The 26,286-nt window shown below is 54.4% G+C and carries 23 protein-coding genes; 8 read left to right on the top strand and 15 right to left on the bottom strand.

Features of this window, described 5'->3' with window-relative positions; genetic code table 11:
* Window positions 1-13 precede the first annotated feature (13 nt).
* Window positions 14-2,263, top strand: coding sequence for a S9 family peptidase (locus tag F7231_RS08920; RefSeq protein ID WP_166691667.1), 2,250 nt, complete (start codon window positions 14-16; stop codon window positions 2,261-2,263).
* A gap of 87 nt (window positions 2,264-2,350) precedes the next feature.
* On the opposite strand, the gene F7231_RS08915 is transcribed toward F7231_RS08920, so the two are convergent.
* On the bottom strand, window positions 2,351-2,587 hold the full coding sequence (locus F7231_RS08915; RefSeq protein ID WP_166691666.1) for a hypothetical protein: 237 nt from the start codon (window positions 2,585-2,587) through the stop codon (window positions 2,351-2,353).
* A 79-nt stretch (window positions 2,588-2,666) separates the two neighbouring features.
* Here F7231_RS08915 and F7231_RS08910 point away from each other — a divergent pair, with 79 nt between their 5' ends.
* A complete protein-coding gene (locus F7231_RS08910) occupies window positions 2,667-4,298 on the top strand; it encodes an NFACT RNA binding domain-containing protein (RefSeq protein ID WP_166691665.1) in 1,632 nt (543 codons plus the stop codon).
* Window positions 4,299-4,379: 81 nt separating this feature from the next.
* Here F7231_RS08910 and F7231_RS08905 read toward each other — a convergent pair whose 3' ends face one another.
* The 5 genes from F7231_RS08905 to F7231_RS08885 all read right to left on the bottom strand — a co-directional run bounded on the left by F7231_RS08905 (window position 4,380) and on the right by F7231_RS08885 (window position 10,018).
* Window positions 4,380-5,570 (bottom strand): glycosyltransferase family 1 protein, encoded by a 1,191-nt coding sequence (locus F7231_RS08905; RefSeq protein WP_229369750.1) that lies wholly within the window; start codon window positions 5,568-5,570, stop codon window positions 4,380-4,382.
* 295 nt (window positions 5,571-5,865) lie between these two features.
* On the bottom strand, window positions 5,866-6,318 hold the full coding sequence (locus tag F7231_RS08900) for a VOC family protein (protein WP_166691663.1): 453 nt from the start codon (window positions 6,316-6,318) through the stop codon (window positions 5,866-5,868).
* A 106-nt stretch (window positions 6,319-6,424) separates the two neighbouring features.
* Entirely contained in the window at window positions 6,425-7,408 is a 984-nt protein-coding gene (yiaK, locus tag F7231_RS08895; protein ID WP_166691662.1) for a 3-dehydro-L-gulonate 2-dehydrogenase, read from the bottom strand.
* Window positions 7,409-7,486: 78 nt separating this feature from the next.
* The gene (locus F7231_RS08890) at window positions 7,487-9,508 is read right to left on the bottom strand and encodes a M1 family aminopeptidase (protein ID WP_166691661.1); all 2,022 of its coding nucleotides are present in this window, start codon (window positions 9,506-9,508) and stop codon (window positions 7,487-7,489) included.
* 93 nt (window positions 9,509-9,601) lie between these two features.
* Complete coding sequence (locus F7231_RS08885; protein ID WP_085410714.1) at window positions 9,602-10,018, bottom strand: DUF2141 domain-containing protein; 417 nt, start codon at window positions 10,016-10,018, stop codon at window positions 9,602-9,604.
* 63 nt (window positions 10,019-10,081) lie between these two features.
* On the opposite strand from F7231_RS08885, the gene recJ reads away from it, so the two are divergent.
* Entirely contained in the window at window positions 10,082-11,851 is a 1,770-nt protein-coding gene (gene recJ, locus F7231_RS08880) for a single-stranded-DNA-specific exonuclease RecJ (protein WP_166691660.1), read from the top strand.
* 130 nt (window positions 11,852-11,981) lie between these two features.
* On the top strand, window positions 11,982-12,716 hold the full coding sequence (lptB, locus tag F7231_RS08875) for an LPS export ABC transporter ATP-binding protein (protein ID WP_085410712.1): 735 nt from the start codon (window positions 11,982-11,984) through the stop codon (window positions 12,714-12,716).
* 98 nt (window positions 12,717-12,814) lie between these two features.
* On the opposite strand, the gene F7231_RS08870 is transcribed toward lptB, so the two are convergent.
* Window positions 12,815-13,609, bottom strand: a complete 795-nt coding sequence (locus F7231_RS08870; RefSeq protein ID WP_166691659.1) for a hypothetical protein — start codon at window positions 13,607-13,609, stop codon at window positions 12,815-12,817.
* Window positions 13,610-13,720: 111 nt separating this feature from the next.
* Complete coding sequence (gene recO, locus F7231_RS08865; RefSeq protein WP_085410710.1) at window positions 13,721-14,413, bottom strand: DNA repair protein RecO; 693 nt, start codon at window positions 14,411-14,413, stop codon at window positions 13,721-13,723.
* Window positions 14,414-14,531: 118 nt separating this feature from the next.
* Between recO and F7231_RS08860 the strand changes: the two genes are divergently transcribed.
* Complete coding sequence (locus F7231_RS08860) at window positions 14,532-15,074, top strand: hypothetical protein (protein WP_157510526.1); 543 nt, start codon at window positions 14,532-14,534, stop codon at window positions 15,072-15,074.
* 91 nt (window positions 15,075-15,165) lie between these two features.
* Here the strand turns inward: F7231_RS08860 and F7231_RS08855 are convergent, their stop codons facing one another.
* Window positions 15,166-16,020: an SdiA-regulated domain-containing protein gene (locus F7231_RS08855; protein WP_310589296.1), complete on the bottom strand. Its 855-nt coding sequence runs from the start codon at window positions 16,018-16,020 to the stop codon at window positions 15,166-15,168.
* Window positions 16,021-16,265: 245 nt separating this feature from the next.
* On the opposite strand from F7231_RS08855, the gene F7231_RS08850 reads away from it, so the two are divergent.
* Window positions 16,266-17,645: a M20/M25/M40 family metallo-hydrolase gene (locus F7231_RS08850; RefSeq protein WP_166691658.1), complete on the top strand. Its 1,380-nt coding sequence runs from the start codon at window positions 16,266-16,268 to the stop codon at window positions 17,643-17,645.
* 96 nt (window positions 17,646-17,741) lie between these two features.
* Here F7231_RS08850 and F7231_RS08845 read toward each other — a convergent pair whose 3' ends face one another.
* The 4 genes from F7231_RS08845 to F7231_RS08830 form a co-directional block, all read right to left on the bottom strand.
* Window positions 17,742-18,950 (bottom strand): sialidase family protein, encoded by a 1,209-nt coding sequence (locus F7231_RS08845; protein WP_166691657.1) that lies wholly within the window; start codon window positions 18,948-18,950, stop codon window positions 17,742-17,744.
* A 5-nt stretch (window positions 18,951-18,955) separates the two neighbouring features.
* On the bottom strand, window positions 18,956-21,286 hold the full coding sequence (locus tag F7231_RS08840; RefSeq protein WP_166691656.1) for a TonB-dependent receptor: 2,331 nt from the start codon (window positions 21,284-21,286) through the stop codon (window positions 18,956-18,958).
* Window positions 21,287-21,421: 135 nt separating this feature from the next.
* Window positions 21,422-21,808, bottom strand: a complete 387-nt coding sequence (locus F7231_RS08835) for a hypothetical protein (RefSeq protein WP_085410706.1) — start codon at window positions 21,806-21,808, stop codon at window positions 21,422-21,424.
* A gap of 134 nt (window positions 21,809-21,942) precedes the next feature.
* Window positions 21,943-22,212 carry a hypothetical protein gene (locus F7231_RS08830; RefSeq protein ID WP_157510525.1) on the bottom strand — a complete coding sequence of 90 codons (270 nt, stop codon included), beginning with the start codon at window positions 22,210-22,212 and terminating at the stop codon, window positions 21,943-21,945.
* 66 nt (window positions 22,213-22,278) lie between these two features.
* Between F7231_RS08830 and F7231_RS08825 the strand changes: the two genes are divergently transcribed.
* Together F7231_RS08825 and F7231_RS08820 are read left to right on the top strand one after the other, a co-directional pair.
* Entirely contained in the window at window positions 22,279-23,196 is a 918-nt protein-coding gene (locus tag F7231_RS08825; RefSeq protein ID WP_166691655.1) for a cation diffusion facilitator family transporter, read from the top strand.
* A gap of 39 nt (window positions 23,197-23,235) precedes the next feature.
* On the top strand, window positions 23,236-23,979 hold the full coding sequence (locus F7231_RS08820) for a class I SAM-dependent methyltransferase (protein WP_166691654.1): 744 nt from the start codon (window positions 23,236-23,238) through the stop codon (window positions 23,977-23,979).
* Between the two features lie 63 nt (window positions 23,980-24,042).
* Here F7231_RS08820 and F7231_RS08815 read toward each other — a convergent pair whose 3' ends face one another.
* Together F7231_RS08815 and F7231_RS08810 are read right to left on the bottom strand one after the other, a co-directional pair.
* Window positions 24,043-24,450 (bottom strand): PaaI family thioesterase, encoded by a 408-nt coding sequence (locus tag F7231_RS08815; RefSeq protein ID WP_085410702.1) that lies wholly within the window; start codon window positions 24,448-24,450, stop codon window positions 24,043-24,045.
* Between the two features lie 48 nt (window positions 24,451-24,498).
* A complete protein-coding gene (locus F7231_RS08810; RefSeq protein WP_085414976.1) occupies window positions 24,499-26,178 on the bottom strand; it encodes a VRR-NUC domain-containing protein in 1,680 nt (559 codons plus the stop codon).
* Window positions 26,179-26,286 lie beyond the last annotated feature (108 nt).

The following is a 26,286-nucleotide window of genomic DNA, read 5'->3' as shown; positions in this document are numbered from 1 at the left end:
CTATCTTGCGGGCATGCAACACCGTCAACTCCTCCTGATTCCACTAGTTTTAGTCTGGGCGACCTGTGCCGTTGCCCAGACAAACGCCAAAGTACTGGTTAGCGACCTGACCCGCATCAAGCAGGTTGGGGGGATACAGCTCTCGCCAAAAAGCGCACCGAGTCAGCTACAGGCACTCTACACGCTCACGACGACCGAGCCGACTCCCGATCAACCACTCGAGTACGACTACCGCACGCACATTTACCTGACTAACGGCCAACCCGGCGACAGCAAAGCCCTGACCCGTGGTGCCGAAAGCGCGCGGCAGCCCGTATGGTCGCCCGATGGTAAGCAGATTGCCTTCGTTCGGAGTGTAAGGGGCAAATCGCAGGTGTTTGTGATGCCCGTCAGTGGGGGGGAGGCCTATCAGCTAACTTCGCTTGCCTACGGAGCTGGTAGCCCGGTGTTTTCGCCGGATGGCAAACGTATTCTGTTTAGCAGTTCCGTATCGTTTACCGAGCTTATGGCCGACACTACCCTGAATCCGGGTCGGGGCGGGCCGCTCTGGTCGCTCGAAAAACCAGGGATGACAACGGCCGATCTGCTGCCCAAAAAAGACGCGCCCAAAGCCAATCCCGACGGGTCGCTGGCCGAAATCAGAGCGTACCTGGCTAAAGACGTTGCCGACAACAAAGCAAAAGTAATTACCCGCCTGAATTTTCAGGGTGAATCAACTACTGAGCCGGTAATGAGCTTTGCCCACCTGTACGTGATCGAGGTGCGCGAAGGTGCTGTACCAAAGGCCATCACGCGTGGGTTTGCGTCGTATCAGGCGGCGGTTTGGTTGCCAAACGGGCAGGCGGTACTGGCCGTAACCGATCGCGACCCGGCCAATCACCCCGACCGCGAGGTCGATAATGCCATCGTAGCTGTTTCGACCGACGTGCCGGGTCTAGTAACGCCGGTCCTGAGCGAAGCCGGTAAGTCGTTTGGTGCTCCAAATCCATCGCCCAATGGGCAAAAGCTGGCCTATCTGGTCGGTAATTCGCGGGGCGTTGGTTTCTCAAGCCTGGCCTTGGCCGACCTGAACGGAACAACGGTCAGCAACGCAAAACAGATCGCGTTCGACCGGGCAGCTGGTAACCTGGTCTGGGCCAACGTACCTGAGGCCAAAGCGGCACGTGGCGCTAAAAAAGCACCCACGTCGTCAGCGGGTGAACTGGTCGTATACTTCACCGCCAGCGCCGACGGGGGCATTCCGCTCTTCCGGCTCAATACCCGCACCAACGCCATCGACCGCCTCACTACGCCTGAATCGGGCGTGACGAGCTTCGACGTAAACGGTACTGAATTGGTCTTCGCCAAAACGGAAGTAGCTGACCCATCGGCCCTGTACACTGCCTCGCCTGATGCTACGTCGTCCAGAAAGATCGCATCACCCAATGCCGACTGGCTGGCCGGAAAAACACTGAGCTATCCTAAAAAAGCGGTTTACATAAACTCGAAAGGGCAGGCTGTCGATTACTGGATCATGAAACCCGCCAATTTTGCAGCGGGTAAAACGTACCCACTGGTGCTCAACATGCACGGCGGACCAACGGCTATGTGGGGCCCCGGCGAACCCTCGATGTGGCACGAACTACAATACCTCTGTGCGCAGGGCTATGGCGTAGTGTATGCCAACCCACGCGGGTCGGGCGGTTACGGACAGGCCTTTCAGGCGGCCAACTACCGCGATTGGGGCACCGGCCCGGCCGAAGATGTACTGGCTGCGGCTACCGCTGCCGCCCGCGAGCCGTGGGTCGATACCACGCGGCAGGTTATTACGGGTGGTTCGTATGCGGGCTACCTCACCGCCTGGATTGTGGCGCATGATAACCGGTTCAAGGCGGCGTTTGCGCAGCGGGGCGTGTATGACCTCACCACGTTTATGGGCGAAGGCAACGCCTGGGGCCTGGTGCCTAACTACTTTGGCCTGCCTTGGGAGCCCGGTACACAGGCTATTCTGGACGCCAATTCGCCCTATTCATTTGTGCAGAACATCAAAACGCCCTTGCTCATCAAGCATGGCGAAAATGACCTGCGCACGGGTATTATCCAGTCAGAAATGATGTACAAGAGTCTGAAAGTGCTGGGTCGCCCGGTCGAGTATGTGCGTATGCCCGGTGCTACCCACGAACTGAGCCGTACCGGTAACGTTCGTCAGCGCATCGACCGCCTGCTCCGTATCTACGAGTTCTTTGAACGATTCGTAGGTGAGAACGGTGCGCTGGTGAAGTAAATAAAGAGTCTATTAAACGCAGCGGAGACAGAGCAAGTTTAAATTTGCTCTGTCTCCGCTGCGTTTAATAGACTCTTTATTTACTGGTTACTTGTTACCGTTTCCTTTCGGGCCACGTTCATCAGCCAATTCGGTTTTGGTCTTACCACCCGGTGTTTGCTGCCGGCCTTCTGGCGAGTGGTCGTCTTCCGTGCTTTGTTTTGTTTTGTGAACACCCCGCGACGTCTTGCCTTGTGCTTCGTCGGGAAGATTGGTATTCAGTTCGTGCTTCTTGGTATCGTCGGCGGTTTCGCGAACGGTTGGTTGGGTTGATTGCTTGCTCATAACGTTGTTCGTATATAATGAATAACCCCTATCCCCGGTGGGTTGTTTACCTTTGACGATTCACTGGTTCACCCAACGCATGCACACCAATTACTATTTTTTGCGCCAACTGGCTCCCGTGCTTCAGGCCCGCTTGCAGGGGCTCTATTTCATGGAATGCTTCAGTCAGGATCGCGACGAAGTGATTCTGGCGTTTGCACAGGCGCGGGGGAAAGCCAATTACTATAAGCCGGTTTTTGTCAAAGCTACACTCCGTCCCGACTTTTCGGGCTTGCTCATCTCTGACGATGTACGGCGTGCCCGTACCAATAGCGTTGATCTGTTCAATAACCTGACAGGCAACGAAGGCGGCGACGACCCCGACCGGCCCGGCATGGAAACACCCGGCAAAGCGGTGCTTGGGGTGCGTTCGTTTCTGAATGAACGCTGTCTGGCTATTGACCTGGCCGATGGCTACACCTTGCTGTTTAAATTCTTCGGTAACCGGCCAAACCTGCTTATTTTCAACGGAAACGAAGTCGAGGACCTGTTCAATAGCAAACTCGTCGCCGACAAAAACCTGACGCTCGACAGCATTGACCGGCCAATCGATCAGAGCGAAGCGGCCTTTACGGTGGCGGGGGGCGACTACCGGAAGCTGTTTCCCACATTCGGCAAAGTAGTACGAGCCTACGTCGAGAAGCGGGCGCAGGAGGCTGGTTCAGGCGTTACCTGGGCGTTGTTACAGGATATACTGCGTGAGCTTGATCAGCCCGTTTATTCACTGGTGCAGTTCGAGCACCGGCCGGCGTTGTCACTCGTGCCCATTGCCGAGCCGATACGTACCTGGGCCGACCCGATCGAGGCAACAAACGGTTTTTTTGTTTCCTACAACGGGCAGAACGTTGTTGAGCGGGAGCGAGCCGAAGTCTTGCGCCTGATCGACAAGCGATTGAAACGGGCGCGTGCGCTGATGGATGCCAACCTGCAGCGCCTCATCAGCCGCGACGATGGGCCAAGTCACGAAGAGTTGGGCAACCTGCTGATGGCCAATCTGCACAACGTACCTGTATTGCCCGGAGGCCGCTCGCCGGAGACGATTATTGTCGAAGATTTTTACCGCGACAACCGGCCCGTCACTATCCGGCTAAAGGTTGACCAGACCCCGCAACGCAACGCGGAGGGGTATTACCGCAAAGCGAAAAACGAAAAGATCGAAAGCGAGCACCTGACCCAGCAGATCGAATACCGGGAAGGCGAAATCGAACAGCTACAGGCGCACCGGGCGGCTATTGAACTGATGGTCTCGCTGAAGGAGCTACGGAAATACGTGAAACAGCATGGCCTATTGGGCGATGCCCCCGCCAGCACTGACCCCGCCGAATTGTTCAAGGAAGTTGTTTACGAAGGTTTCGTAATCCGGATTGGGCGTAATGCCAAAAACAACGATCTGCTTACCCAGCGATATGCCTATAAAGATGACCTGTGGCTCCACGCCCGCGATGTTAGTGGGTCGCACGTGGTGGTGAAATACAAGGCGGGCAAGCCGTTTCCGAAAACAGTGATCGAACGTGCGGCTGAACTGGCCGCCTGGTACTCGAAACGCCGAACCGATAGCTTGTGCCCGGTGATTGTAACTCCCAAGAAATTCGTCCGTAAACCAAAAGGCCTGGCTGAGGGCCAGGTCGTGGTCGAAAAAGAGGATGTAGTGCTGGTTGTTCCGAAGGAATAAAGAGTTGTTAACCAAGAGAGGCTCCGCTAATTCACAAATGGTGAATTAGCGGAGCCTCTCTTGGTTCGCGATGCTTGTCGCTTATTTCTCAACAGTAATGCATGCACTCATGTCTTGCCAGGTCTTGTCCCACGAGTTTTCGTTGAGGAATTTGTCAACGGCTTCCCAATTTTTTGGATGCTCATGCGCGAGTGCTTTCTCGATGGCTGCTTCAAACTCAGCGGCAGTCGATGCAATCTGTGTAAAGCCCATTTCGCCATAGGTACGTACCACATCACGGATTGGCGTAGATACGGTAGGCAAACCAGCAGCCAGGTATTCGGGCGTTTTGGTTGGACTAATGAATTTTGTTGAATCGTTCAGGGCGAAGGGCAACATCGCTACGTCCCAGCCGCTGAAATAAGCAGGCAGTTCCTTATACGATTTCATGCCCAGGTAATGAACGTTTGACGTATGGGGCAACGTAGCCGGGTCGATCTTCACGATGGGACCAATAATAACAAACTGCCAGTCAGGGCGGCGTTGCGCCAGATCGCGAAGCAAATCAACGTCGAACCGCTCATCAATCACGCCGGAGAAACCGATACGCGGTTGCGAAATCTGTGCCTGATCGGCCGGGTCTGTCTGACTGCGGCGGGCTTTCGAGAAGTGAGCAAAATCGATGCTGCTTGGAAACGCATGAGCGTGTGCATGGCGTGTCCGTTTCGCTTCGTAGAGGCTATAACCGCCGGTGAACACCTGGTCGGCCCGGCCCATCAGTTTTGTTTCAAGCTCAAGCAATTGCCGTGGCGCACCCAAGAAGGCTGATAGCTCATCCATACAGTCATAAACTGTACGGTCGGGCGTCAGGTGGTCGCTGAACAGCAAAGCCATAGGAGTGTAGTACCAGGCAACGTAATTAGTTATACGTTCTGATTCGATCAATTGATCGACCATTCGCCGCTGATAGGCCAGTACCTCCTCATGGGGTGTTCCGTGGGGAATATGTGGCACTACAATATTGAGGTTGTCACCTTCCGAACGTACCTCGATCCGCAGATCGGACCCCCAGATCGGCTCTTCCAGAAACCAAACCGTTAACTGCTCGCTCGCCCGGCTCAACAGGTGTTGAGGGCGCTGGTAAACGAAGTTCCAGCGTAGGTGCGAAAAGCAAATAAGATGCTCAGGCAATGCCGTCTGCTTACCGGCTACGTCCGATACGAAGGCTGATTTATTGGCTTTACTCAGGTCTGTCGCAGCCACCAGATTATTAATCGATGATGTATTCGACATTTGTTCATTTGTTGATACGCCTGTTGAAGACGCAGAGTAGTCACTAAGTTTCATGAGAAAGCGACGGAAACGGTTAACAAAGGGCCAAACTCGTTCGGGCAGGGCACACGGCTAACCGAAGCGAGGCAGACGCTCGTAGAGTTAGCAATTAGACCTGGAAACGTATTGATTGACAAACGGCCTACCGGCGGCGTGTACAACAAAAACCCGCGTTGACACACAATGTTAACCACCCCAGGTGATACTTGGGTGATACTTAGGCAATGGTCCGCCCTTTTTAGCGACTAGTGAGTCCTTAGTACGCTTTTGTGACGACTTTTCCCTGGTTCAATTCCCACAGATACCCGTCAGGATCAGAGAAATAGAGCTGTACTACCCCATCAAAACGAGTCTGTTTGTGAAAGGTTAGATTATGCGCTTTTAAGTAGGCCTCCGACTTCTCGATGTTGTCGACGAAGAGGGCAATATGGCTGGCGTTTTTGTCGTGAATAATTTCCTCCGTGCGGCCAGCCATGAGGTGAATCTGCTGCCCATTGCCCAAGTCGAACCACGACCGGATGGCTTTCAGATTGTCGGGTACCGGAATCGGTTTCAAACCCATTACATCGCGAAAAAACGCCGTACTGATGGCCATGTCTTTCACATGCAGCGCCAGGTGGTTATGCCCGACAATACCGAGTTTGTCCTGACCAACGGCTAGTTGAGCCAGCAATAAAAGCGGAAGGAGAAAGTGAATGCTTCGTTTCATGATATAAAGAGACGGATTGTCATTGTTTGCTGCAGGTACGTCGTAATCAGTAAACTGGCTGTGGTGGCTTTCCTACTGACTGATCACTGGTAGAACCAGCCAATTGCTACATGGTCAGCAACTCCTGCCAGAAACGCTCATTTACATGAACGCCGATGTCCAGACTTTTCTTTCGGTGAGCAAGCGTGCTCTCGCCGGGGTACCTGATTGGATTTCCAGGGTCGACCAACGCGCTGGTTTTGGTGAAATTGATGAGCTCCTCGATCAGCGAATCGTGCATATGTGGGTTTTTGATGCAGATGAAACACTGCGACACACCCGATTCGTTGCCGCTATTAGTAATATCGGCGACCGACTGTCCCCCGGTCAGGGCCGTTAGCAGCACATCGAGCATCATCGACAGACCCGCGCCTTTCCAGAAGCCGATTGGCAAGGCCCGCTGTGTTTCCCGAATGGCCTCCGGGTCGGTGGTCAGGTTACCGGCTGTGTCGTAGCCGCCGGGCATGGGTAGTTGCTTTTTGTCGGCCGCGTACTGGCCAATTTTGCCGTACGAATACTGTGACATGGCCATGTCCAGCACAATGTTGCCTTCTTTTCGGGGTACGGCAATCACAAAAGGGTTGTTGCCCAGCCTGGGTTCGGTGCCGCCCCAGGGGGGAACATTGGCGATGGTGTTGGTGAAACAGATACCGATGTAGCCCGCGTCGGCCGCTTGCCAGCCATAGGTGCCGCCACGCATCCAGTGGTTGGTGTTCTTGATGGCTACGCAGCCAATGCCATTGTCATCGGCCAGTTTCATGGCTCTGTTCATGCATAGCGAAGCGTTGTACATGCCCGGAGCCAGATTACCGTCCCAACGTTCAACGGCACCCAGACCTGCCGTAACAATGGGTTCGGCGTTGGGGTTGATCAGCCCTTCCTTCACAAACTTGACAAAAACCGGAAACCGGTTGAGACCGTGGGTCTCCACACCGTCGCGACTGTTTTCGGCAAAGATTTGCGCGCACAAGTCGGCCTTTTCTTCTTCAAACGAGAGAGACAGAAGTACCCGTTTACATTCAGCTTTTAGCTGGTCGAAGGGAATTCGCATATGTGTCGTGTTAAAGCTCCAGCTTCAATAGTTAGGGCTAGATTTATGTCACCGAAGCTGGCGCTTCGGCGTTACAAGTTACTTTACCAGTACCGCCGCGCTCTTTACGCCATCAGCAGTTTGCAGACGGAGTACGTACCTACCGGCTGGCAGGGCTTTCAGCGAAACAGAGCGCACCTGGTTGCCTGCAGGTACATTCTGTTCGGTCTGCGTAGATACCGCCTGGCCAAACAGATTGACCAGCGAAACAGTAAGCGGTCCCGCTGTTTGGGTCGTAAACTCGGCCGTGAGCAAGTCGTTGCCTGGGTTCGGGAAAACGCGTAGCTGCAGGGATTCCTCGGTGGCCAGAACCGTTGGGTCAACGGCGATGCGCTGTACAGTTGCCGCCTTCAGAATCCAGTTGTTTGGGTCAATGACTGCGTTGGTTACTGCACCCCGGCCCGTGACGGTAAAGGACTGAACCGGTTGGTCGTTGAACACAGTAATAATACTATCGCCCGCCGCTGACTGAAGGGTTACCTGCACCGGCATGGTAAACGAGGTTGGGTTAGAGCCCACCGTCTGACGCAGTTGTAAAACGGCCCGGTTTGTTCCGGTAACAGGGCTCAGCGAATAGCTGTAGGTGGGGTACCCTTCGCCGTAGACCCATTCGCGGAAGAAGTAGCCCAAGTTCCGGCCCGATGTAGTTTCCATCACTTTCTGGAAATCTTCGGTCACGGCAGTACTATAGGCAACGGGTGAACTCGCGTAGGCGCGCATACCTTTAAAAAACGTACTGTCGCCCACAACGCCGCGTAGCATGTGCAACACCACTGCGCCCTTGGCGTAGCTACGCGTACTGCTGAAAATCTGGTTGATGTCGTTTACATTCTGCACATACAACGTACCTGAAGCAGACCGGGCCCGGGTCATGAAGTTGTTCATGTAGCTGCGGTATGTGGCGTTTCCGTTGATCGATTCCTGATAAATAGCCTCGCCATACGACGCAAATCCTTCGTTGAGCCAGATGTTCTGCCAGTTGCGGCAAGTGATCTTATCGCCAAACCACTGGTGCATCAGCTCGTGCGCAATTACGTCGCGGTTCATGGCGCTCTTAATGATCGAGGTAGCCGTTTGGTGTTCCATGCCGCCTCCCCAGCGAAACTGAGCGTGGCCATATTTTTCGCGAATGAACGGATACGTGCCAAACAGGTCAGAGAAGACCTTAATCATGTTGTTGGTCTCGGTCAGGGCTGCTCTAACGCTGGTCAGATCTTCGGGGAAAACGTAGTGCGACACCGGCATGGTAACGCCCTGATACGTGAACGGGTTGTCGTAGAGGCTGTAGTTCGAAGCGGCAATTGAGATCAGGTACTGGGCAATGGGGTAGCTGTTTTTCCAGCGGTACGTTTTTGTGCCGTCGGCGTTGGTGGTTACCCCCTGCAGCAGGCCATTTGACACCGACACGAAGAACGGAGCCATGGTGATGTTGACCGCTGAGGAATCGGCTTTGTCGGCGGGAGTATCTTTGCAGGGAAACCAGTCAGACGCGCCGTAGGGCTCGCTAAGGGTGTAAATCAGTGGGTCGGAAGTAGTTTCGTGGGTGCTGAACACAAACGCCTGCTCGGTCAACCCCGCGTTTGGGGTAGTTGGCAGGCCTTGGTAATAGACCGTAACGCGGTCCGCCTGTCCCCGCGCAATGGCCTGTGGCAGCGTAATCGTGAGCCGGTTGCTCTGATGCGTATAGGCCAGGCGTTGCGTGCCCGCCCGCACCGAGTCGACCTTCATGCTGGTGTTGAAATCCAGGTAAAACTGGGTCAGGCTGGGTACGTTTGCTTTCAGGCCCACGGTGGTTGCGCCGCGTAGGTAGTTGGGCGCGGTGGTGACCTGTACGTCTAACCCATAGTAGGTAATGTCGATGGTTGAGTCGCCAACGGCCTGTACGGTAGGAGCCATTTGCCGACCCGACGCCTGACCCGTTTGGAAGAGTTTACCAAAATACCGCACCTTGCCTTCGGCACAAACGTCGGCTCCGGGCCTGATTGCCTCCGGCTGATCTGATTGTGCATAGACGACTGTCTGCCACAGCCAGGTTGTCAATAAGAAGAAGAGGTGTTTCATAAGCCTGTAGCCCGGCGCCAAGGCGCCGGTGGTAGGATAAAGTAGAGGATAGCTGTGTACCGAAGCCTGTTTGCGCTCCGTTCCGAGGCGTCATTACTCAATGCGGATGCTCACGTTTTTCGCTTCATGCCCGATCTGCACCCGGCACTCCTGAAACTTGGGTGCCGAAAAACGGGGACGGATATTGTTGCTGAAGCCGTAAGGCTCGCGGGGAATCATAAAGCGCATATCAATTTTTCCATTGCTGTTCACGTCGTGGTAAATCGCGAGGGCGTAGTCGCCCGGATCAACTTCGAAAATAGCGTGCACACTGCCTTTGGCTGCTTTTACCTGCTTGGTTTCGTACGGCTTACACTTATCGGGAAACCCGCTGCAGGGTTTGTATAAACCTATTTCAACCGTTCCCGTGGCTGTTTGTACGTTTTGTATCTCCACGGTGAACTTGGTTTTGCTCGTGGGAGTCAGAATAGGGGTTGTCAGGAAGTGAAGCAGTGTCAGGAAAATGAGCATAAGCGAAACTGTTTTCTTTGAAACGAAATTAACTTGCGTACTGATGCTTTGCTAACCGACCGTATGATTGTTCGTTCTTCACCTGCTGCCAAACGCTGGCTCTACAAGCCTTTTCCCGATGCCCCCGCTCAGACAGAGGCGATCGAGTCGCTGGTCCAGACGTTGAACATCAGTCCGTTCCTGGCTACGTTGCTGGTGCAACGCGGGGTGACAACCTACGAAGAAGCCCGCACGTTTTTCCGCCCCGAACTCGGCCATCTGCACGATCCATTCCTGATGAAGGATATGGACCGGGCCGTCGACAGAATAACGCTGGCGATGGCGAAAGGTGAAAAAATTTTGGTGTACGGTGATTATGACGTCGATGGCACCACATCGGTGGCGCTCATGTACGGGTTTCTGAGTACCATCTACGACCGGCTCGACCACTACATTCCCGACCGTTATTCCGAAGGATACGGCATTTCGAAGGCAGGCGTTGCTTATGCGGCCGCAAACGGTTTCTCGTTGATTATCGCCCTCGACTGCGGCATCAAATCGCTCGATCGGGTGTCCGAAGCCACTGCGCTGGGTGTCGATTTTATTATCTGCGATCACCACCGACCCGGCGATGAGATTCCCACTGCGGTGGCCGTGCTTGACCCAAAACGCGATGATTGCCGCTATCCCTACGATGAGCTGACGGGTTGCGGCGTGGGCTTCAAACTGTTGCAGGCTTTGTGCATGGTCCGGGGCATTCCGGCCGACACACTCTGGCCGTACCTCGATCTGGTGGCCGTCAGTATTTCCTGCGACATTGTGCCGGTCACGGGCGAAAACCGGGCACTGGCCTATTACGGCCTGAAACAGCTGAACTCGTCGCCGCGAACCGGCCTGTGCGCACTGCTCCGAATTGCCGGTTTTGTAGCGCCAAACGAACTCTGCCCATCGCCCGCCAAGCACCTCGACGTAACAAACGTGGTGTTTGGGCTGGGGCCGCGCATCAACGCGGCGGGGCGGATCAAGCACGCGCGGGCGGCAGTAGACCTGCTACTGGCTGAACACCATCATGAAGCCGAAGACTTTGCTTACGAGCTAAATAAACACAACGCTGACCGCCAGAAGTTTGACAAGGACATGACCGAGCAGGCGCTGGCGATGATCGAGGCCGACGAATGGTTAAAAAACGCTAAATCGACAGTTCTGTACGACGCAACGTGGAATAAAGGCGTTATTGGTATTGTGGCGTCGCGGTGCATCGAGCGGTTTTACCGCCCCACGATTATTCTGACCCAGTCGAACAACAAAGCGGCGGGGTCGGCGCGGTCGGTGGCGGGCTTCGATGTATACGAAGCTATTGAGGCGTGTTCAGACCTGCTCGAGCAGTTTGGTGGCCATACATTTGCCGCCGGACTAACGCTGCCGGTCGAAAACATTGAGGCGTTTCAGAAGAAGTTCGAGAAGGTGGTAGCTGACCGGATTCTGGCCGATGATCTGATTCCGAAAGTCGATATTGACATTCCGCTTGATTTTAGTGAGATCGACGCGAAGTTTTACCGGATTATGAAGCAGATGTCGCCGTTTGGTCCGAGAAACCTAGCGCCTGTTTTCTGTACAGAGGACGTGGTGCTGGTAGGTGAACCGACAATTATGAAAGAGAAGCACCTCAAGTTTACCTGCAAGCAACTGGGTTCGGGCCGCAGCTTCGTGGCCGTTGGTTTCGGCATGGCCGAGTGGGCCAGCCACTTGCAGGCCAACGAACCCTTCTCGATCTGCTATTCCATCGATATGAATCATTTCCGAGATCAGTCGACGATTCAGCTGATGTTGAAAGACATTCGTATCGCGGAGTAAGTAGTACACGATTCGGCGGTTGGCGCTCGTCTATGCGGATTCAAGCCGAGTGATCGGGCTTAATCTAAAAGGCCATCTCAAGTGATTGAATCTCTTTGGTCCATGTGCCATAATCCACCCATACTCAAGTATGATCCTTAGAACCGAACATTTAGTAAAGAAATACGGTAGCCGATTCGTCAACAGCGATGTGTCGTATCAGGTAGCACAAGGCGAAATTGTGGGCTTGCTGGGGCCAAACGGGGCGGGTAAAACCACGTCGTTCTACATGGCCGTAGGGCTGGTGAAACCCAATAGTGGTAAAGTCTACATCGACGATACGGACATTACTGACCTGCCCATGTACAAACGGGCGCGACTCGGGCTGGGCTATTTAGCGCAGGAAGCGTCTATTTTTCGTGACCTGACGGTAGAGGAAAATATTCTGGCGGTGCTGGAAATGACCAACAAGCCCAAAGCCGAACAGCGACAGCGCACCGAAGACCTGATTGAGGAATTCAACCTCGGCCATGTGCGGAAAAACCCGGGTAAGGTGCTGTCGGGTGGTGAACGCCGCCGGACAGAGATCGCCCGCGCATTGGCTGTTGACCCAAAATTCATTCTGCTCGATGAACCCTTTGCGGGGGTTGACCCCATTGCGGTGGAGGACATTCAGAGCATTGTGGCTACGCTGAAACACCGCAACATCGGGATTCTGATTACCGACCACAACGTAAACGAAACCCTGTCGATCACCGACCGGGCCTATCTGCTCTTCGAGGGGAAAATCCTGAAGCAGGGCACCGCTGAAGAACTCGCCAGTGATGAACAGGTACGTCGCCTGTACCTCGGCCAGAACTTCGAGCTGAAGCGAAAGTTTGTGTAGTTGAAAGTAGTTTTTGCGGCAGGCCTGTCACCCTGAGCCGGGAGCGCCGAGCCTGTTGAAGGGCCTACCGCAAAAGCAATTTGCACCGCAGAACGACCTTAATAGGTTAGCACAGCACCGACGCCGTTTTGGCCGGGAGCGAAGCGAAGTGAGGCTGGCTGCCGGTTGTTGAATCGGTCGGCGGCCCGGCGAAACTGTACGGTAGCCCGATGATCAAGCCAGAGCGAGGTTAAGCCGAGTAGCAGACCGCCGCCCGCCAGAGCACCACCTGCCCTGCCCATGTGCTGTCCACGCCCGAAAGGCCCGTTTAATCCCATCATATTGTCACGATGGTCTCTGCGCCCGCCATTGCCAATGGCCAGTCCTGCACCCACGCCAACCAGTGCCACGGCCGATATACCCGTTATGGTCGACCAGGTGCGTAGCGAACGACCTCTTTCGTAAGCGTTCATCGCCTCGGGTGCGTTGTAGAACAGCGAGTTGGCGGCTGATAGACTAATTTGCTCTCCGTTTCCGCCTACATAATACCGGCTGAATAAACCCCGGCGGTAACGTAGTCCATTGAGACCTACCCCGGGCGCAGGGCGTAGCGCCCGTCTGTCGATTGGTTCCAGCGCTGGCCGTTCGCGTCGTTCAGCCTGATTACGCAGCGTGGGCCGGTCAGCGCCAAAAGTGTCTTTAGTGCCGTTGGCGTATTTGATCAGTAAGACATCACGCAGAGACGATGTGTAGATTGGCCCATCCGGATTGGCCGTTTTTCGGTATTTAAGCTCTGCTTGGGTTACCTCAAGCACTCGGGCCGGAATCTCTTCTCCGTTTCGGAGGATGATATTATCCTGAGCGTAGGTAAGCGTGGCTGATAACAGCGCGACAAGAACGATGAATAAGCGCATGATAGTGGAATGAATGGTTTGCCGAGCGAAAAGCCGCTCTTATTCCTCCATACGCGTGCGACCCGATAGACCGTTGCCAACGGGTTGTTAAATTGCCTTAATGACGTTGGGTTACCCCAATACCTCCCGCAAAACCGGTAACGATTTTACCTCACCGAGGTTGTCGAAATGGATGCGGTAGTAAGAGACTAGGGCATCAAGGAGGTCGGCGCGCTGGGTACGTGTCAGGCGAACGGGCGTGTCGACGGGTTGGCTCATAAGCGTGGTCAGGGCGTCGTTCATCGCATCGTCGGCCATGTAGGGGACTGAGCGTTCGCGGAGCTGATTCTCGAACTCCTGCGCGTTTTCGGGGCCGAAGCCCAGGTAAGCCGCCAGCTGAAGCAAAAAGGCCAGATGCAGGTTTTCGTACTGCTCAGTAGCTTCTTCCAGGTATACGATCGACGTAAGCAAAAACCGGAATAATTGCGGGTTGCCGGATTCTTCTTTCAACGTTTTGCTCAATATTTCGGTCATGAACAGCGCCATGCTCGACTTGGCTACCTCGAACGGAATATGCTGAAAGGGGTAGGGCGTTTTCACTTCCGATAGCCGGTGCAAATCACGGTCGTCGCGGTAATAAACGACCATGTCGAGCAGCGTTAACGGCTGGAAAAGCGCGATTTTGTTGGTCTTGTTTTTTGCCGACCGTACCCCGTTCACAATGTAGCTTTGCAGCCCAAAATCTTCGGTATAAACGCGGGCAATGATCGACGATTCGCGGTAACGGATGTAGCTGAGGGTAATACCCCGGGTTTTATGCAGCATGAAAAAAGGAGTAAATACGCCTGTCTCTATAACAAGGCTGGCGTCAAAAAAGTACCGGATAACAAACGCCCCTATTCGTGCGTTGAGAAACAATTACACCATAAGCTCACCCGTCACCTTGATCGCACGTTTTACCCTCGGCCTATTGCTGGCACTCCTATCGCTAACCGGTTATGCCCAGCGTGATACGTCGTTTTACCGGCAAACACCCGTTCCGGCTCATCTGCGCCCGATTGAACGCGCCGTGGGTTCGTCGGCATTGGGAAGCGTCTATTTCTATGGCGGCAGAAAATTGAATTCCCCTTTTTCGCTGGAGGTGCCATTTATCGAACTCAATGATCCCCAGGTAAACCAGCATTTCAGGAGTTTCCGCACCTGGACTACAATTAGCCGACTTACGGGCCTGGCGTCGCTGGCGTATTTTGTTACAACCGGATCTACCAGTAGGAGCGGCCAGTACTGGACAGTTTATGGCGGTAGTGTTGTGCTCGCACTTGGTACGGTGATCATTGCCAATGCCCAGGTAAACAAAGCGGTAGGTCGCTACAATACCATGCTCCGGCAGGTACCCAGCGGCGTGTTGCGCGTAGGTGCTGCTTACACCCCCACGCCGCTGGGTACGTCTGTTGTAGGCGTGGGCGGCGCGTTGACGATCAGGTAGGTCTTCGAGTTACTGGCGTCAAGTTTCAGGATTCAAGCGGCGCTGTCAGTCCCATGTTTAGTAGACGAGCAACGCACTTGAAACTAGTCACTTACTTTCCCTTAAACTCAAGAATGATGCCTTTCTTTCCGTCGCCTTCGCTGGCGATGTAGAGGGTACCGTCGGGGGCAAAGCAGATGCCTTCGGGTTGGGGTAACGCTTTGTCATCCAGCGGAACAAGCGATTTTGCCTTTCCGTTGGGAGCAAAAACGGCCAATCGATGCGCTGCGCTGGAGAGTACGTAGTAGTCGCGGGTGGTAGGGTGCACGGCAATGCCCGATGGTTTAAACTCGCCCATCGACCCGTCTAGTGCCTTTAGACCGGCTTGCTTGAGCACAATACCCTGAAAGAGTGTCTTGTTCTTGAGGCTGTAGTAATAGATGATCTTATCGGTGCCCTTACCATCTTTGGTTGCCAGCAGCAGGGCGTCCAGTTGCGGGTCATAGCCCAGGCCCTCCATGTCGTTTTTGCCAGGCAGGTCAATCTTGATATGCTTTGTTTCGGCGCCACCGCCCAGCATCTTAACGCCATCGGTAGGGGTCATATGGTAGATTTCACCATCGCTGCGCAGGATATACAGTTGCTTACCGACATATTCTACGCCTTCGTAATCACCGCTTTTGCCGAAAACGTGCTCATCGACTACCTCTTTCCTGCTTAGGTCATAAATAAAGACAACGCCTAGCTCATCCTGCACACAGGCAAGCCGGCCGGGTTTGTAATAACTCAGGCCCGACACTTCGCGGAGGTCGTCAGGCAATTTATGGCGTTCAGACGGATTGGCGAGGTCGTAGGGGACGGGCGTGGTTTCGGCTGCCTGCTCAACAGTGTCTGCTTGTTGTTTTTTGCCGGGCTGGCAGGCAAGTAGGGCAGTTAACAGCAGAAAGGAAAAGAGAATAGGGCGCACTGAACAGACAGATTTTAGTATGAAAACTGTGTTTTTACCGGGCAGGTAAGAAGCCGTCAATGTACAGTGAACCGGGGAAAGAACACCTAATCAGCTCACTTTTTATCGGGCTTATCCTACGCACAGGCGTAGTTGACTATTGGATGTGGGTCGCTCGCAATAGCCCGTTTCGTGCCGTGATAGGCGCAGGATCACCGGTTTGCGCTTTTTTATCGTAGTTTCGTCTGCCAAATCAACAACCTGTCATGTCGTTTAAAACATCGTCTCTGTTACTCCTTTTCGGGATGCTCACATCCCCCATTTTCGCCCAAACCATCATGCAGCGTGACCCCGTCATCGCTGATTTAGTAAGTCAGATTTCGCCGGATAGCCTCCGGGCTCATGTCGACGGGCTGGTTCGGTTCGGTACACGCCATACACTGTCGACGACCACCGATCCGAAGAAAGGCATTGGCGCGGCCCGCCAGTGGATTTTGGGAAAATTTCAGCAGTACGCCAAACAGTCGGGTGGCCGGATGACTACCGGGCTCGACTCCTGGACACTGGCCGCCGATGGCCGTCGTATCGATAAAGCCTCGGAGATAGGTAACGTCATGGCAACCCTCAAAGGCACCGACCCAACCGACGACCGCGTGTTTATTGTACAAGGACATATGGACAGCCGCGTTACCAACGTAATGAACCGCGAAAGCGATGCCCCCGGAGCCAACGATGACGGGTCGGGCACGGCGGCGGTGATTGAACTGTGCCGGGTACTGAGCAAATCGAAATTTCCGGCCACGATCATTTTTGTGACGCTGACCGGCGAAGAGCAGGGCCTGCTGGGTGCTGAACACCTCAGCGAACGCGCCGTGAAAGAGAAATGGAACGTAGAAGCGGTGCTGAACAACGACATCATGGGCAGCAACCACTCCAACGAAACGCGCATCATCGACAACACGCGGCTTCGGGTATTCAGCGAAGGACTACCCGCGTATCAGCTCAGCGACCGGGCGGCCAACATCCGGCAGTTTGGGTCAGAGAACGACGGCAAAGCACGCACGCTGGCCAGGTACGTGAAAGAACTCGGCGAACGCTATGTCGACAACCTGGAGATCATCACCGTGTACCGCAACGACCGGTACCTGCGCGGTGGTGACCATACTCCGTACGTACAACGCGGCTTCGCGGCCGTTCGCCTCACCGAGATGAACGAAAACTACGATCACCAGCATCAGGATCTACGTACAGAAGGCACTGGGTCGGCCGCCGTAGAGTATGGTGACTACGCCAAATTCATGGACTTCGATTACCTGAAAAAGAACACCGCCGTGAATCTTGCTACGCTCGCTAACCTGGCAAAAGCCCCCGCGCCGCCTCAGCAGGTGACTATTGAAGTACGCAACCTGACCAACTCCACGGCGCTATACTGGCAGGCCCCCAAAACCGACGCCAGCCGTAAAACCAAAGGTTATTACGTGCTGATGCGCGAAACACACATGCCCTACTGGCAGAAGAAATTTTTCACGAATAAACTGGGGATGACCTTGCCGTACTCGAAAGACAATTACTTCTACGCTGTTCAGGCGGTGTCTGATGATGGGAACGAGAGCATCCCCGTTTTGCCATCGCCAAACCTGCGGTAACAAACCATATAGTCACCTTGTAAAGCAGTCATTGATTAGCTGTCGCAGTCTTTCCGACAGCTAATCAATGACTGCTTCGTTTTTGCAGGGGCCTGCTCAAAGGGCAATTAGCTGGGTAACAATCACGGGCTTTTGAGTACCGGTTGTTTGTTCAAACGCAACCAATAGCCCTCTGGGAGTGGCGATAGCGGCTGGGTACGTTGCGCTGGTAGACTCGGCCGTCAGGTACGTTACCGGGGCAGTTGGCGAGGTGCGCAGGGCAATTCGTTGAGTGAATTTGGGCATAACTTCATCGGCAGGCTGGTTGGGCAGACGGACGGCTTCATCCCACAGCCACACCAATTGGTCACGGTAACTCAGCACCTGCGGGTGCTTGGCCCGGCTTGACAGAATACCAGCCACCAGGTCGGCCTGACCAGCTTTAGCTAATCGCAAACCTTCTTTTCCTTCTTTGCCTGAGAACCAGCTTGTATACAAGGCGTTCCCAACCTGAGCCACGCTCGAACCCGCATGTGGGCAAGCCGCTACCCGCCAGTCGTCGGCGTAGATTCGTTGCGGTTTGCTGAAGGTTTTGCCTCCATCGATCGACGTAGCGCGGCTGATGTCGCGGGCGGCGGGAGTTTTGTTTCCAGTAGGAATTAAATCGCGGTAGGTGAGGTGAATCTGCTTATTTGTGTCGACGAAAACGTTGGTCCGGCAGCACTGGCAGGCGTTACTATCCACAATCACTTCGTCGCTGAAACCACCCTGTGGCTGTGTCTGCACGAATTTGATACTGCGCCCTTCGTTGCTGCCCAGCTTTTCATCGATCCAGATCAATCCAACCTCGCCATTGGGAAGGCGGGTCAGGTCACCAAATGAATGGCTTTTGCCGGGTGTCGTGTCCCGATGAACGGGTTTAGGGTCGGTCCACGATTGGCCGCCGCTCGACGAGGTCATGTAGTACAGGTTGCCCGCAAAGGGTGAATCGGCCGTGGGGCGCGACACCTCGAACAGGGCGATCAGGGTGCCGTTCCGCTTCACGGCCAGCTTCGGCATGCCCTCGGCATGGGTAGATAAATCCGGCGGAACCGGAATACGCATCTTGGTGCCGAATGTTTCGCCACCGTCGGTCGAGCGGGCGAAGTAGAACGTGGCTGTTTTGTCGCCCGTCTTTTCGGCCCAGGTCAATACCGGGTTACCCTGCTGATCGGTGGTGAAACGGGGTGTAGAACCGGCATGGGTCGGGTTCGAGATTGTTGTTTCCCGAACAGGTTGTTCAAGCAGCGCAAGGCCGGCAAGCAGGAGTGTTACTATGGTTTTCATAACGATTAGTTTCCGGTGAAGGTGTACTGCAGCCCAACTACTACGGTGCGGGGGGCGGCAGGCGTAAAAGTGGTGCGGTCGGTGGCATTGTTGCCGCGCGTGGCGTTGGTGGCAAACAATACGTTGGTGGCGTTCAATACATTGGTGTACAGTTCGATACCTTTCCACTGATAGCCTAGCCGCACATTGGCGAAGTTATACCCGTCATAGCGAACGGTATTGATCTGGTTCTGGTACCATCCGGCCACATGCTGCCACTCTACCGACGAGCGGAAGTTCTTCAGCCACGACGGGTAGTAACTGATCTCAGTGTTCCAGAGCGTACGCGGGGCCGAAGGCATATCGTTTCCGTTTACGTTCTGTACCGCGTCGGAGGTACGTTGGCTCAGCGTGAACTCAACGAACTGATGAACCGCGTGGGTGCCGCCCGCCCGGAAGAATACTTGTTTGGAAGGCCGGTAGGTAATCCCCAGTTCAACGCCCCGATGCAGGGTTTTACCCGCCGACTGGTAATCGGTAGAGTTATCGGGCAGGCGAATGTTAAGAAGTTCGTTGGTGCCGTTCATCTGGTACAGCGCCGCATCGATGTAGACCTTGTTGCCTGATAACGCGGCCCAGCCGCCCAATTCTATATTGTCGAATTTGGCGGGTTGCAGGTTATAATAAAATAAATCGCCGGTGGGTGTGGGGGTAGTTCGTTTCTGGAAAATAGCGGTTAGGGCAGGTGGTGAAAAACCCCGGGCATAGTTGGCATACAACCCTTTGCTTTTGCCCAGATCGTAGGTTGCGCCAACCTTGGGCGTAACCTGACCATACACCTTTTCGCCAGTCGTATTATCCAGCGCATTGGTATAATCGAAGGCCATGCGGTCGTAGCGTACCCCAGCCGAGATGCGCAATTTGGCCAGTGGCTCCAGGTCGTATTGCACATAGGTAGCCAGGTTGTGGATGTGCGCCTGGTAATTAGCCAACTGAAGGTCAGGGCGTTCACGAAGCAGCGTGTATCGGATGACCGATTTTTTGTCGGCTCGTAACTCGGCGGCCAGCTCGGTCTGGTAGGCGTAGTAGCTGTTGGGCGACAGGTCGACGGTGGCGCCAGCAGTGAGTTTGCTGTTCAGAAATAGAAGCCGTTGGGTATGCTGGGCAATGGCGCCGTAACTCTTGAAGTCATTGCTGTTGATCTGCCCCGTTGCTGTTGCCGACCCGCTGGTCCACCGAATCGAGTAGGCGGGATTTTGCCCCACGCTGTTGTTTCTGACAAACGCCGTGATGAACGATTGGGCGTTGGCCGTCCAGTCATGCTCGAGCGTGAGACGGCTGCGGAACGAAACGGTTTTGCGGTAGGTGAAATCGGTGGTGCTGACGTATTGCCGGGCGTAGAAAGCGGTACTGTCTATACTGCCGCTCGTTTGGGAATCGTAGTCATTGAACGACACCGTACCAGTGAGCCGGGTGCGCGGCGTGAAGGCGTATTCGAGCCGGGTGAAATACGATGACTTGTCGTAATCGGAACTGGCCAGCCAGGCGTTACGCTGCCGGGAAACAAGTCCGCCTACGTACAGGCCGAACTTTCCCTGACGCGCCCCGGCCCCAACCTGGATCCGCTGGTAACCCCACTGGTCGACCTGGATACCGATGCGGGCGGTGGGGACCGCCGTTGGCCGTTGCGTAATGAAATTGACCGCCCCACCCACTGCTTCGGGACCATAAATAGACGATACAGGACCTTTGACTACTTCGATGGAGCTGACCGTGAACTGATTTAGTTCGAGCAGGGCATTGTGGTTGAACACCCCCATTGGCCGGATCGGCACGCCGTCTTCCATATACAGAAAGTAAGCGTTGGTGGTCATTGGTTGCCGGATCGCCATCGAATGCTGTTCGTTATTGAGGTTGACCATCAGCACCCCCGGCGTTTTGTTGATAACCTCGTAAATGCTGGTCGGTTTTGTTTCTTCGATCAGTCTGGGCGACAGCTTTGAAATGGCAATGGGCGTCTGGGTACGTAGTGCCGCTTCGCGATTGCCTGTTACAACCACCGTTTGTAAATCTTCAATGGCGGGTTCGAGCGCAATACGAACGGGTTGCCCGGCTATAAGTGGGATAGTCTGTGGCCGGTAGCCAATGGCCGATACGGTAAGGGTCGATGCTGATTCGCTGAGTGGAAAATGCCCGTTGGCATCAGATGTGATCCCCGACTTGCCCTTATCCCATGACAGGGTGACGCCGGGGAGCGGCTCTTTGGTTTGAGCGTCATAAACCTGACCCATCCTGACAGACTGGGCCATACTCTCTGTGCCGATGATCAGCAGGAGTAGTGAGAAAAAAATACGCATGAGGTATGCGGACGGAAACCGCCCGAAATCGAATAACTGAGACTGTTGAGTATGAGGAAATGCGCTGTCGCTGCGGAATCGAGGACAGGCGTCAGGCAGGGCAAACAAACATGCCCATGCCACTAAACAAACTAGTTACCCGATGCGTGGGGGCTGAAAAATACCGTGCAGCGGTGCGGCGTAGGGCAATTGCTGACGGTAGGAGATGAGGGTGTCGGCCGAGGCGTCTTCGGCTGAGTTGGCAAAGGTGAAGGAGAACAAATCGGCGCAGAACAGCGTCAGAACCGGCATATTCTGAATGCGCTCGGTTGTTTCGCGGTCTTCGCGGTCATGCTGGGCTTTTAGCTTTTTGGCCAGAAAACACTGCCCATCACAGTTGAGCTGGGGCCGGTTGCGGTTTTCGCAGAGGTTTTTGGCGATGAAATCACGATTCAGCTCAAACGACATCACAATCGCTTCCCGGCTGAATAGTTGCAGCAGGAGTGAAGCGATCAGGGTGTATGTCAGAAGTTGGCGAATCATGCCTTTTACCGGAGTTGACGCACAAAAGTAGGCAGCGTTTTTTGCAGGTGGTATAACGTTGCCCCTCTTTTCACCAGCAAAGTGTGCCGAAAGGTGCTACAGCTTGTTTATTTATTGTCTGTAAAGGTAACCAATTACATCTCGGGCTCTTCGGGTCGGGCCAGCATATAAATGACCAGGCTAAATACCAGTGCCCCCACTCCGCTGAGCAGGAAGGTGAAAACGGTTAAGTTAAAGTCATCTCCGGGTTGAATAGGGCCACGACGGGCTAACAGGTAACCAATGCGGCCAACCAGCGTAAGGGCGGTGAGGGTTGACCCAATCACAATAAGCCATAAGACCGCTGGCACCCGAAACCACCGCCAACTCACAACGCGTCCGTCAGGTGTAACATAGGTTTTCATCGATTTCTTCATGTCCTCTGTGATTACTGCGTTGCTTTGTAGACTAACCGGTTTAAAGATACGAAAATGAGTAACCATGCGCACGATCATTCGCACGCCCATTCGCCTACCGTTACAACCATAACGCGTACCTTATTGATCGGTGCCGTACTAAATATTGTGTACGTTGTAGTGGAGTTTTTGATGGGGCTGCAAACCAAATCGCTGGCGTTGGTAGCCGATGCGGGCCATAACCTGTCGGATGTAGCGGGGTTGCTGCTGTCGTTGCTGGCGTTCCGGCTGGCGCGGGTGAAGTCGAACCAGCGATTTACGTACGGGTTGCGCAAAAGCACCGTGCTGGTATCGCTGGTCAATGCAGTGCTGTTGCTGCTGGCCGTTGGCGGTATTCTGCTCGAAAGTTTTCAGCGCTTTCGTCATCCCGAACCTGTATCGGGTAACACAGTAGCTTGGGTAGCCGGGTTGGGTATTGTGGTAAATGCTGCATCGGCATTCCTGTTTTTTCGGGATAAAGAGCATGATCTTAACATGAAAGGAGCGTACCTGCATCTGCTGGCCGACGCACTCGTGTCGGTGGGCGTTGTGTTGTCCGGACTGGTGATTGGGTATACTGGCTGGTTATGGCTCGACCCGGCTATGGGTATCATCGTGGCGGTAGTAATTTTGTCGGGTACCTGGAGCCTGCTGTCGGATAGTCTTCGGCTTACCCTCGATGGCGTTCCGATGGGGATTGACCTGACCAACGTGCAGCAAATTATTAGCGACGTGCCGGGTGTACTGGCCGTTGATCATGTGCATATCTGGGCCATGAGCACGACCGAAAATGCGTTGACCGCCCACCTGACAGTAAAATCGGACCTGACCAATAATCAGATCGTGATTGTCAAAAAAGAGGTGCGGCATGAGTTGGAACACCTGGGTATCGAGCACGCCACGCTGGAAGTAAACACGGAGGAAACCGGTCCCGTACTACACGATCATACGTAAGCTACTCAATCGTTCTTCGCTACTCAACCAACCACAACCATGTCTGTACCACTCGACCGCTTTTCTGGCCATGCCGCCGATTACGCCCGCTACCGGATCGATTATCCCGATGAGGTATACGACTACGTGCTCACCTACGTACCTGGCCGGCAGAGAGCCTGGGATTGTGCCACCGGAAACGGGCAGGTAGCCGCGGCGTTAGCCAGGCTGTTTGAGCATGTGGAGGCGACCGACCTAAGCGAACGACAACTGGATAACGCTGTTCAGTTGCCAACCATTACGTATCGGGTAGCCACCGCCGAGGCGCCCCCCTTTGCCGATGAGCAGTTCGATCTGGTCACGGTAGCACAGGCCCTGCATTGGTTTAACGTACCTGTGTTTCATGAGGAGGTACAGCGGGTACTTAAGCCAAACGGAATTATTGCCGAGTGGGGCTACGGTCTTAATCAGGTGACTCCGCCGATCGATGAACTGGTCCGGTTTATATACAGTGACGTAGTAGGCTTCTTCTGGGACCCTATGCGGCGGCACATCGAAACCGAATACCAGCACCTTCCTTTCGATTTTGCCGAGGTGAAACAGGCCCGGTTTACCGCCCACCGCGCGTGGCCCGTCGATTGGTACATGAATTACCTGCGCACCTGGTCGGCGGTACAGGGTTTCCAGAAACAGCATGGCTATGACCCCATCGACCAGTTTGAGCCCGAATTCAGGCAGCTCTGGGGAACCGGTGACCGCGATGTCTGTTTCCCTATCTTCCTGCGGCTGGGAATGAAAAAATAGACAGCTGAGACTTAGGTCAAAGGGTATACCAGAGCTAACCCCTTGCCCTAAGCCCCCGGCCCGTTACTTTTTCTGGAGTACGTTGAACACGGCACTTACCCGCGCAATCCGTTCGTCGTCTTTCATGATAAAGGCGTTGACGAACGCCACGGCATTGCCAATATGCTGAATATCGGTGTGCACCTCGATCCAGTCACCTACTTTTGAATTGCCTACAAAATCGGTAGACAGACTAACGGTTACGAGTGGCACGGGCGGTTTCTGTGAGAAAGCGGCGGCGTAGCTCATAGCCACGTCGGCCAGGGTAGAATACACGCCGGTGTGCGTGAGGCCACGTCCGTTTACGTGCTTGTCGAGCACCAGCATGCCAATAATCAATTCATCGCCAACTTGTTGACTGTAGAGAGGGCCTGCCGTTTCGAGAAACGGGCTGGTACGAAAAATAGGCTCGAAGCCTTCAGGGATTTCCATAAGCAGAGATTTCAAGCCAATTTACCGAGTTCGCGGCTAACTTCCAGCTCACATCGCCCAGATGACCCGGACAACCTTACCGTGCACCCCGATAGTCTGGAAATATTCCAGCCAGTGAAGTTGCTGCGGCCCCAGATGGTCGGTTGGGGATTTAACCTCTACAAACTCGTATTCGCCCGATTCATTCCAGATCAGCAGATCAGGGAAGCCACGGGTGTGCTCCCGTACATTGCGGGCCATTTCGAGCAAAATCAGCCGTAGCTGTTCCAGATCCAGCAGTTCGATCAATTGATTGACCAGCCCCAGCAGTTCGTCATTCCAGTCGACGAGTACATTGGTGACGCCGTATTTAGCATTGTAGGTACGTCCTACATGGCGTCGCCACTCGTCTTTGGTGGTTAGCTCGGTCAGGCGTTTTTTCAGTAGCTCTTCGCGGCGAATGTAGAAATCGGGTAGGTAAAAGTCTGACGGCGCGCGCTGCAGTGGGTGATGAATGGCCGCTACGTTAGCATCGTAGATCACATCCCAGAACACCAGCCCGAATAGGCCGCGCCAGGGGTAATTTTCGGTAAAGGCGGCGTCGTACCCCTCTTCCAGGTAGTAGTTCATCACGCCCGCTTCTACATGATGCCGATAAGCCGCCGGTATGTCAACGCTTTCGGCGTCGGACAGGAAGCGGGTAGTGGCTTTCCGGGTACGTTTCTTCGCGGCCGTGCCCAGAATTTTCTCCCGGAAATCGGTGGCGAAATAGCGTTCTTCAGCGTTTTGCGGCGTTACGGCAATCTCGTCAATTAAGGCTAGGGCTTCGTCGACGAGGCCGTTTTTAAACAGCAAACGTACGCGGCGCTCGCGGGCAGGTACCCGGTCTGACAGTTCGTAAACGGCCAGTGCTTGGTCGGGCAGTTTTTGCCGTTCCAGGTAGGCGCCCACGCGGCAAACCAGCTTCTGGTACCCCGGAAAAGCAATCTCCGTCAGCTCAGGGCGTGTTTCGTTCCAGTTCAGAAACCAGTTGTAGATGGCTTCGGGCGGCGTCTCGGCTTCTTTCTGCTCATAGAACGCTTCGTTTGTCAACGAGATCAACAGTTTGTCTTCCACCTCCTTACGGGTGCGGAACCGAGCCGTCATCTTGCTTTCGTCGTACTGCTCGAAGTTCATCATGCCCATGTCGCGCATCACGAAGTCGGTCATATCGGAGCCACGGTTGCCGAAGAACAGGAATTTCACCATCATAACCTCCGGCTCGAAATTCACCTTCACCACGGTTTCCCGCGTGGTAAGGCTGGTGACTATTTCGCCAAAGTCGAGTTCATTAAGGGCGTAGCGGACGACTTCATCTTTTTTGAGCTTATTCAAGGCACGTACCTCGTCGGGTTCGAGCGGCAGCAAGTCGATCAGATCGGGCTTCGTGAAGATGTCGAGAGCCTCGTGGCCCATGCCCTCGTGGCGCGTCTGCAACCGGTCAACGAAGCCGGCGTTGAGCAGTTCGCCCAGGGCAACCGGCAAATCGTTTATTTCGCGATAATTGAGTTTATTGACCCGAAAGAAGACACCTTTGCGATTACTGACCCGCACGTACAGGCATTGCGCATCGATGCTGAGCGCATCGAATCGATTCATAAAATCGGTTTCGGCTTCGTTGAGCAGCCCTCCGTAGAGTCGCCGCACGAAGTCGAGCACATACCGGAAATTATGCCAATAATAGCGGGGTTGAAGAATGACTTTCTGCATCATAGTGGTTGGCAGTTTGTTGTTTGCCTAGTGCCGCTACGCTGCTTTTTAACCTGAGTAACGCAACGATAAACGGCAAGCGACAAACCACAAATTCCTGCTTAGTTA

The sequence above is a fragment of the Fibrivirga algicola genome, assembly GCF_011742925.1.
GTDB lineage: Bacteria > Bacteroidota > Bacteroidia > Cytophagales > Spirosomataceae > Fibrella > Fibrella algicola.
The sequence above is the reverse complement of the archived record's forward strand: the minus strand, read 5'-3'. Positions and strand labels throughout refer to the sequence as shown.

Bases quoted from the DNA above. Each gene is read 5' to 3' on its own strand.
- F7231_RS08920 (WP_166691667.1), top strand. From the start codon at position 14: ATGCAACACCGTCAACTCCTCCTGATTCCACTAGTTTTAGTCTGGGCG.
- F7231_RS08915 (WP_166691666.1), bottom strand. From the start codon at position 2,587: ATGAGCAAGCAATCAACCCAACCAACCGTTCGCGAAACCGCCGACGAT.
- F7231_RS08910 (WP_166691665.1), top strand. From the start codon at position 2,667: ATGCACACCAATTACTATTTTTTGCGCCAACTGGCTCCCGTGCTTCAG.
- F7231_RS08905 (WP_229369750.1), bottom strand. From the start codon at position 5,570: ATGTCGAATACATCATCGATTAATAATCTGGTGGCTGCGACAGACCTG.
- F7231_RS08900 (WP_166691663.1), bottom strand. From the start codon at position 6,318: ATGAAACGAAGCATTCACTTTCTCCTTCCGCTTTTATTGCTGGCTCAA.
- yiaK (WP_166691662.1), bottom strand. From the start codon at position 7,408: ATGCGAATTCCCTTCGACCAGCTAAAAGCTGAATGTAAACGGGTACTT.
- F7231_RS08890 (WP_166691661.1), bottom strand. From the start codon at position 9,508: ATGAAACACCTCTTCTTCTTATTGACAACCTGGCTGTGGCAGACAGTC.
- F7231_RS08885 (WP_085410714.1), bottom strand. From the start codon at position 10,018: ATGCTCATTTTCCTGACACTGCTTCACTTCCTGACAACCCCTATTCTG.
- recJ (WP_166691660.1), top strand. From the start codon at position 10,082: ATGATTGTTCGTTCTTCACCTGCTGCCAAACGCTGGCTCTACAAGCCT.
- lptB (WP_085410712.1), top strand. From the start codon at position 11,982: ATGATCCTTAGAACCGAACATTTAGTAAAGAAATACGGTAGCCGATTC.
- F7231_RS08870 (WP_166691659.1), bottom strand. From the start codon at position 13,609: ATGCGCTTATTCATCGTTCTTGTCGCGCTGTTATCAGCCACGCTTACC.
- recO (WP_085410710.1), bottom strand. From the start codon at position 14,413: ATGCTGCATAAAACCCGGGGTATTACCCTCAGCTACATCCGTTACCGC.
- F7231_RS08850 (WP_166691658.1), top strand. From the start codon at position 16,266: ATGTCGTTTAAAACATCGTCTCTGTTACTCCTTTTCGGGATGCTCACA.
- F7231_RS08845 (WP_166691657.1), bottom strand. From the start codon at position 18,950: ATGAAAACCATAGTAACACTCCTGCTTGCCGGCCTTGCGCTGCTTGAA.
- F7231_RS08840 (WP_166691656.1), bottom strand. From the start codon at position 21,286: ATGCGTATTTTTTTCTCACTACTCCTGCTGATCATCGGCACAGAGAGT.
- F7231_RS08835 (WP_085410706.1), bottom strand. From the start codon at position 21,808: ATGATTCGCCAACTTCTGACATACACCCTGATCGCTTCACTCCTGCTG.
- F7231_RS08830 (WP_157510525.1), bottom strand. From the start codon at position 22,212: ATGAAAACCTATGTTACACCTGACGGACGCGTTGTGAGTTGGCGGTGG.
- F7231_RS08825 (WP_166691655.1), top strand. From the start codon at position 22,279: ATGAGTAACCATGCGCACGATCATTCGCACGCCCATTCGCCTACCGTT.
- F7231_RS08820 (WP_166691654.1), top strand. From the start codon at position 23,236: ATGTCTGTACCACTCGACCGCTTTTCTGGCCATGCCGCCGATTACGCC.
- F7231_RS08815 (WP_085410702.1), bottom strand. From the start codon at position 24,450: ATGGAAATCCCTGAAGGCTTCGAGCCTATTTTTCGTACCAGCCCGTTT.
- F7231_RS08810 (WP_085414976.1), bottom strand. From the start codon at position 26,178: ATGCAGAAAGTCATTCTTCAACCCCGCTATTATTGGCATAATTTCCGG.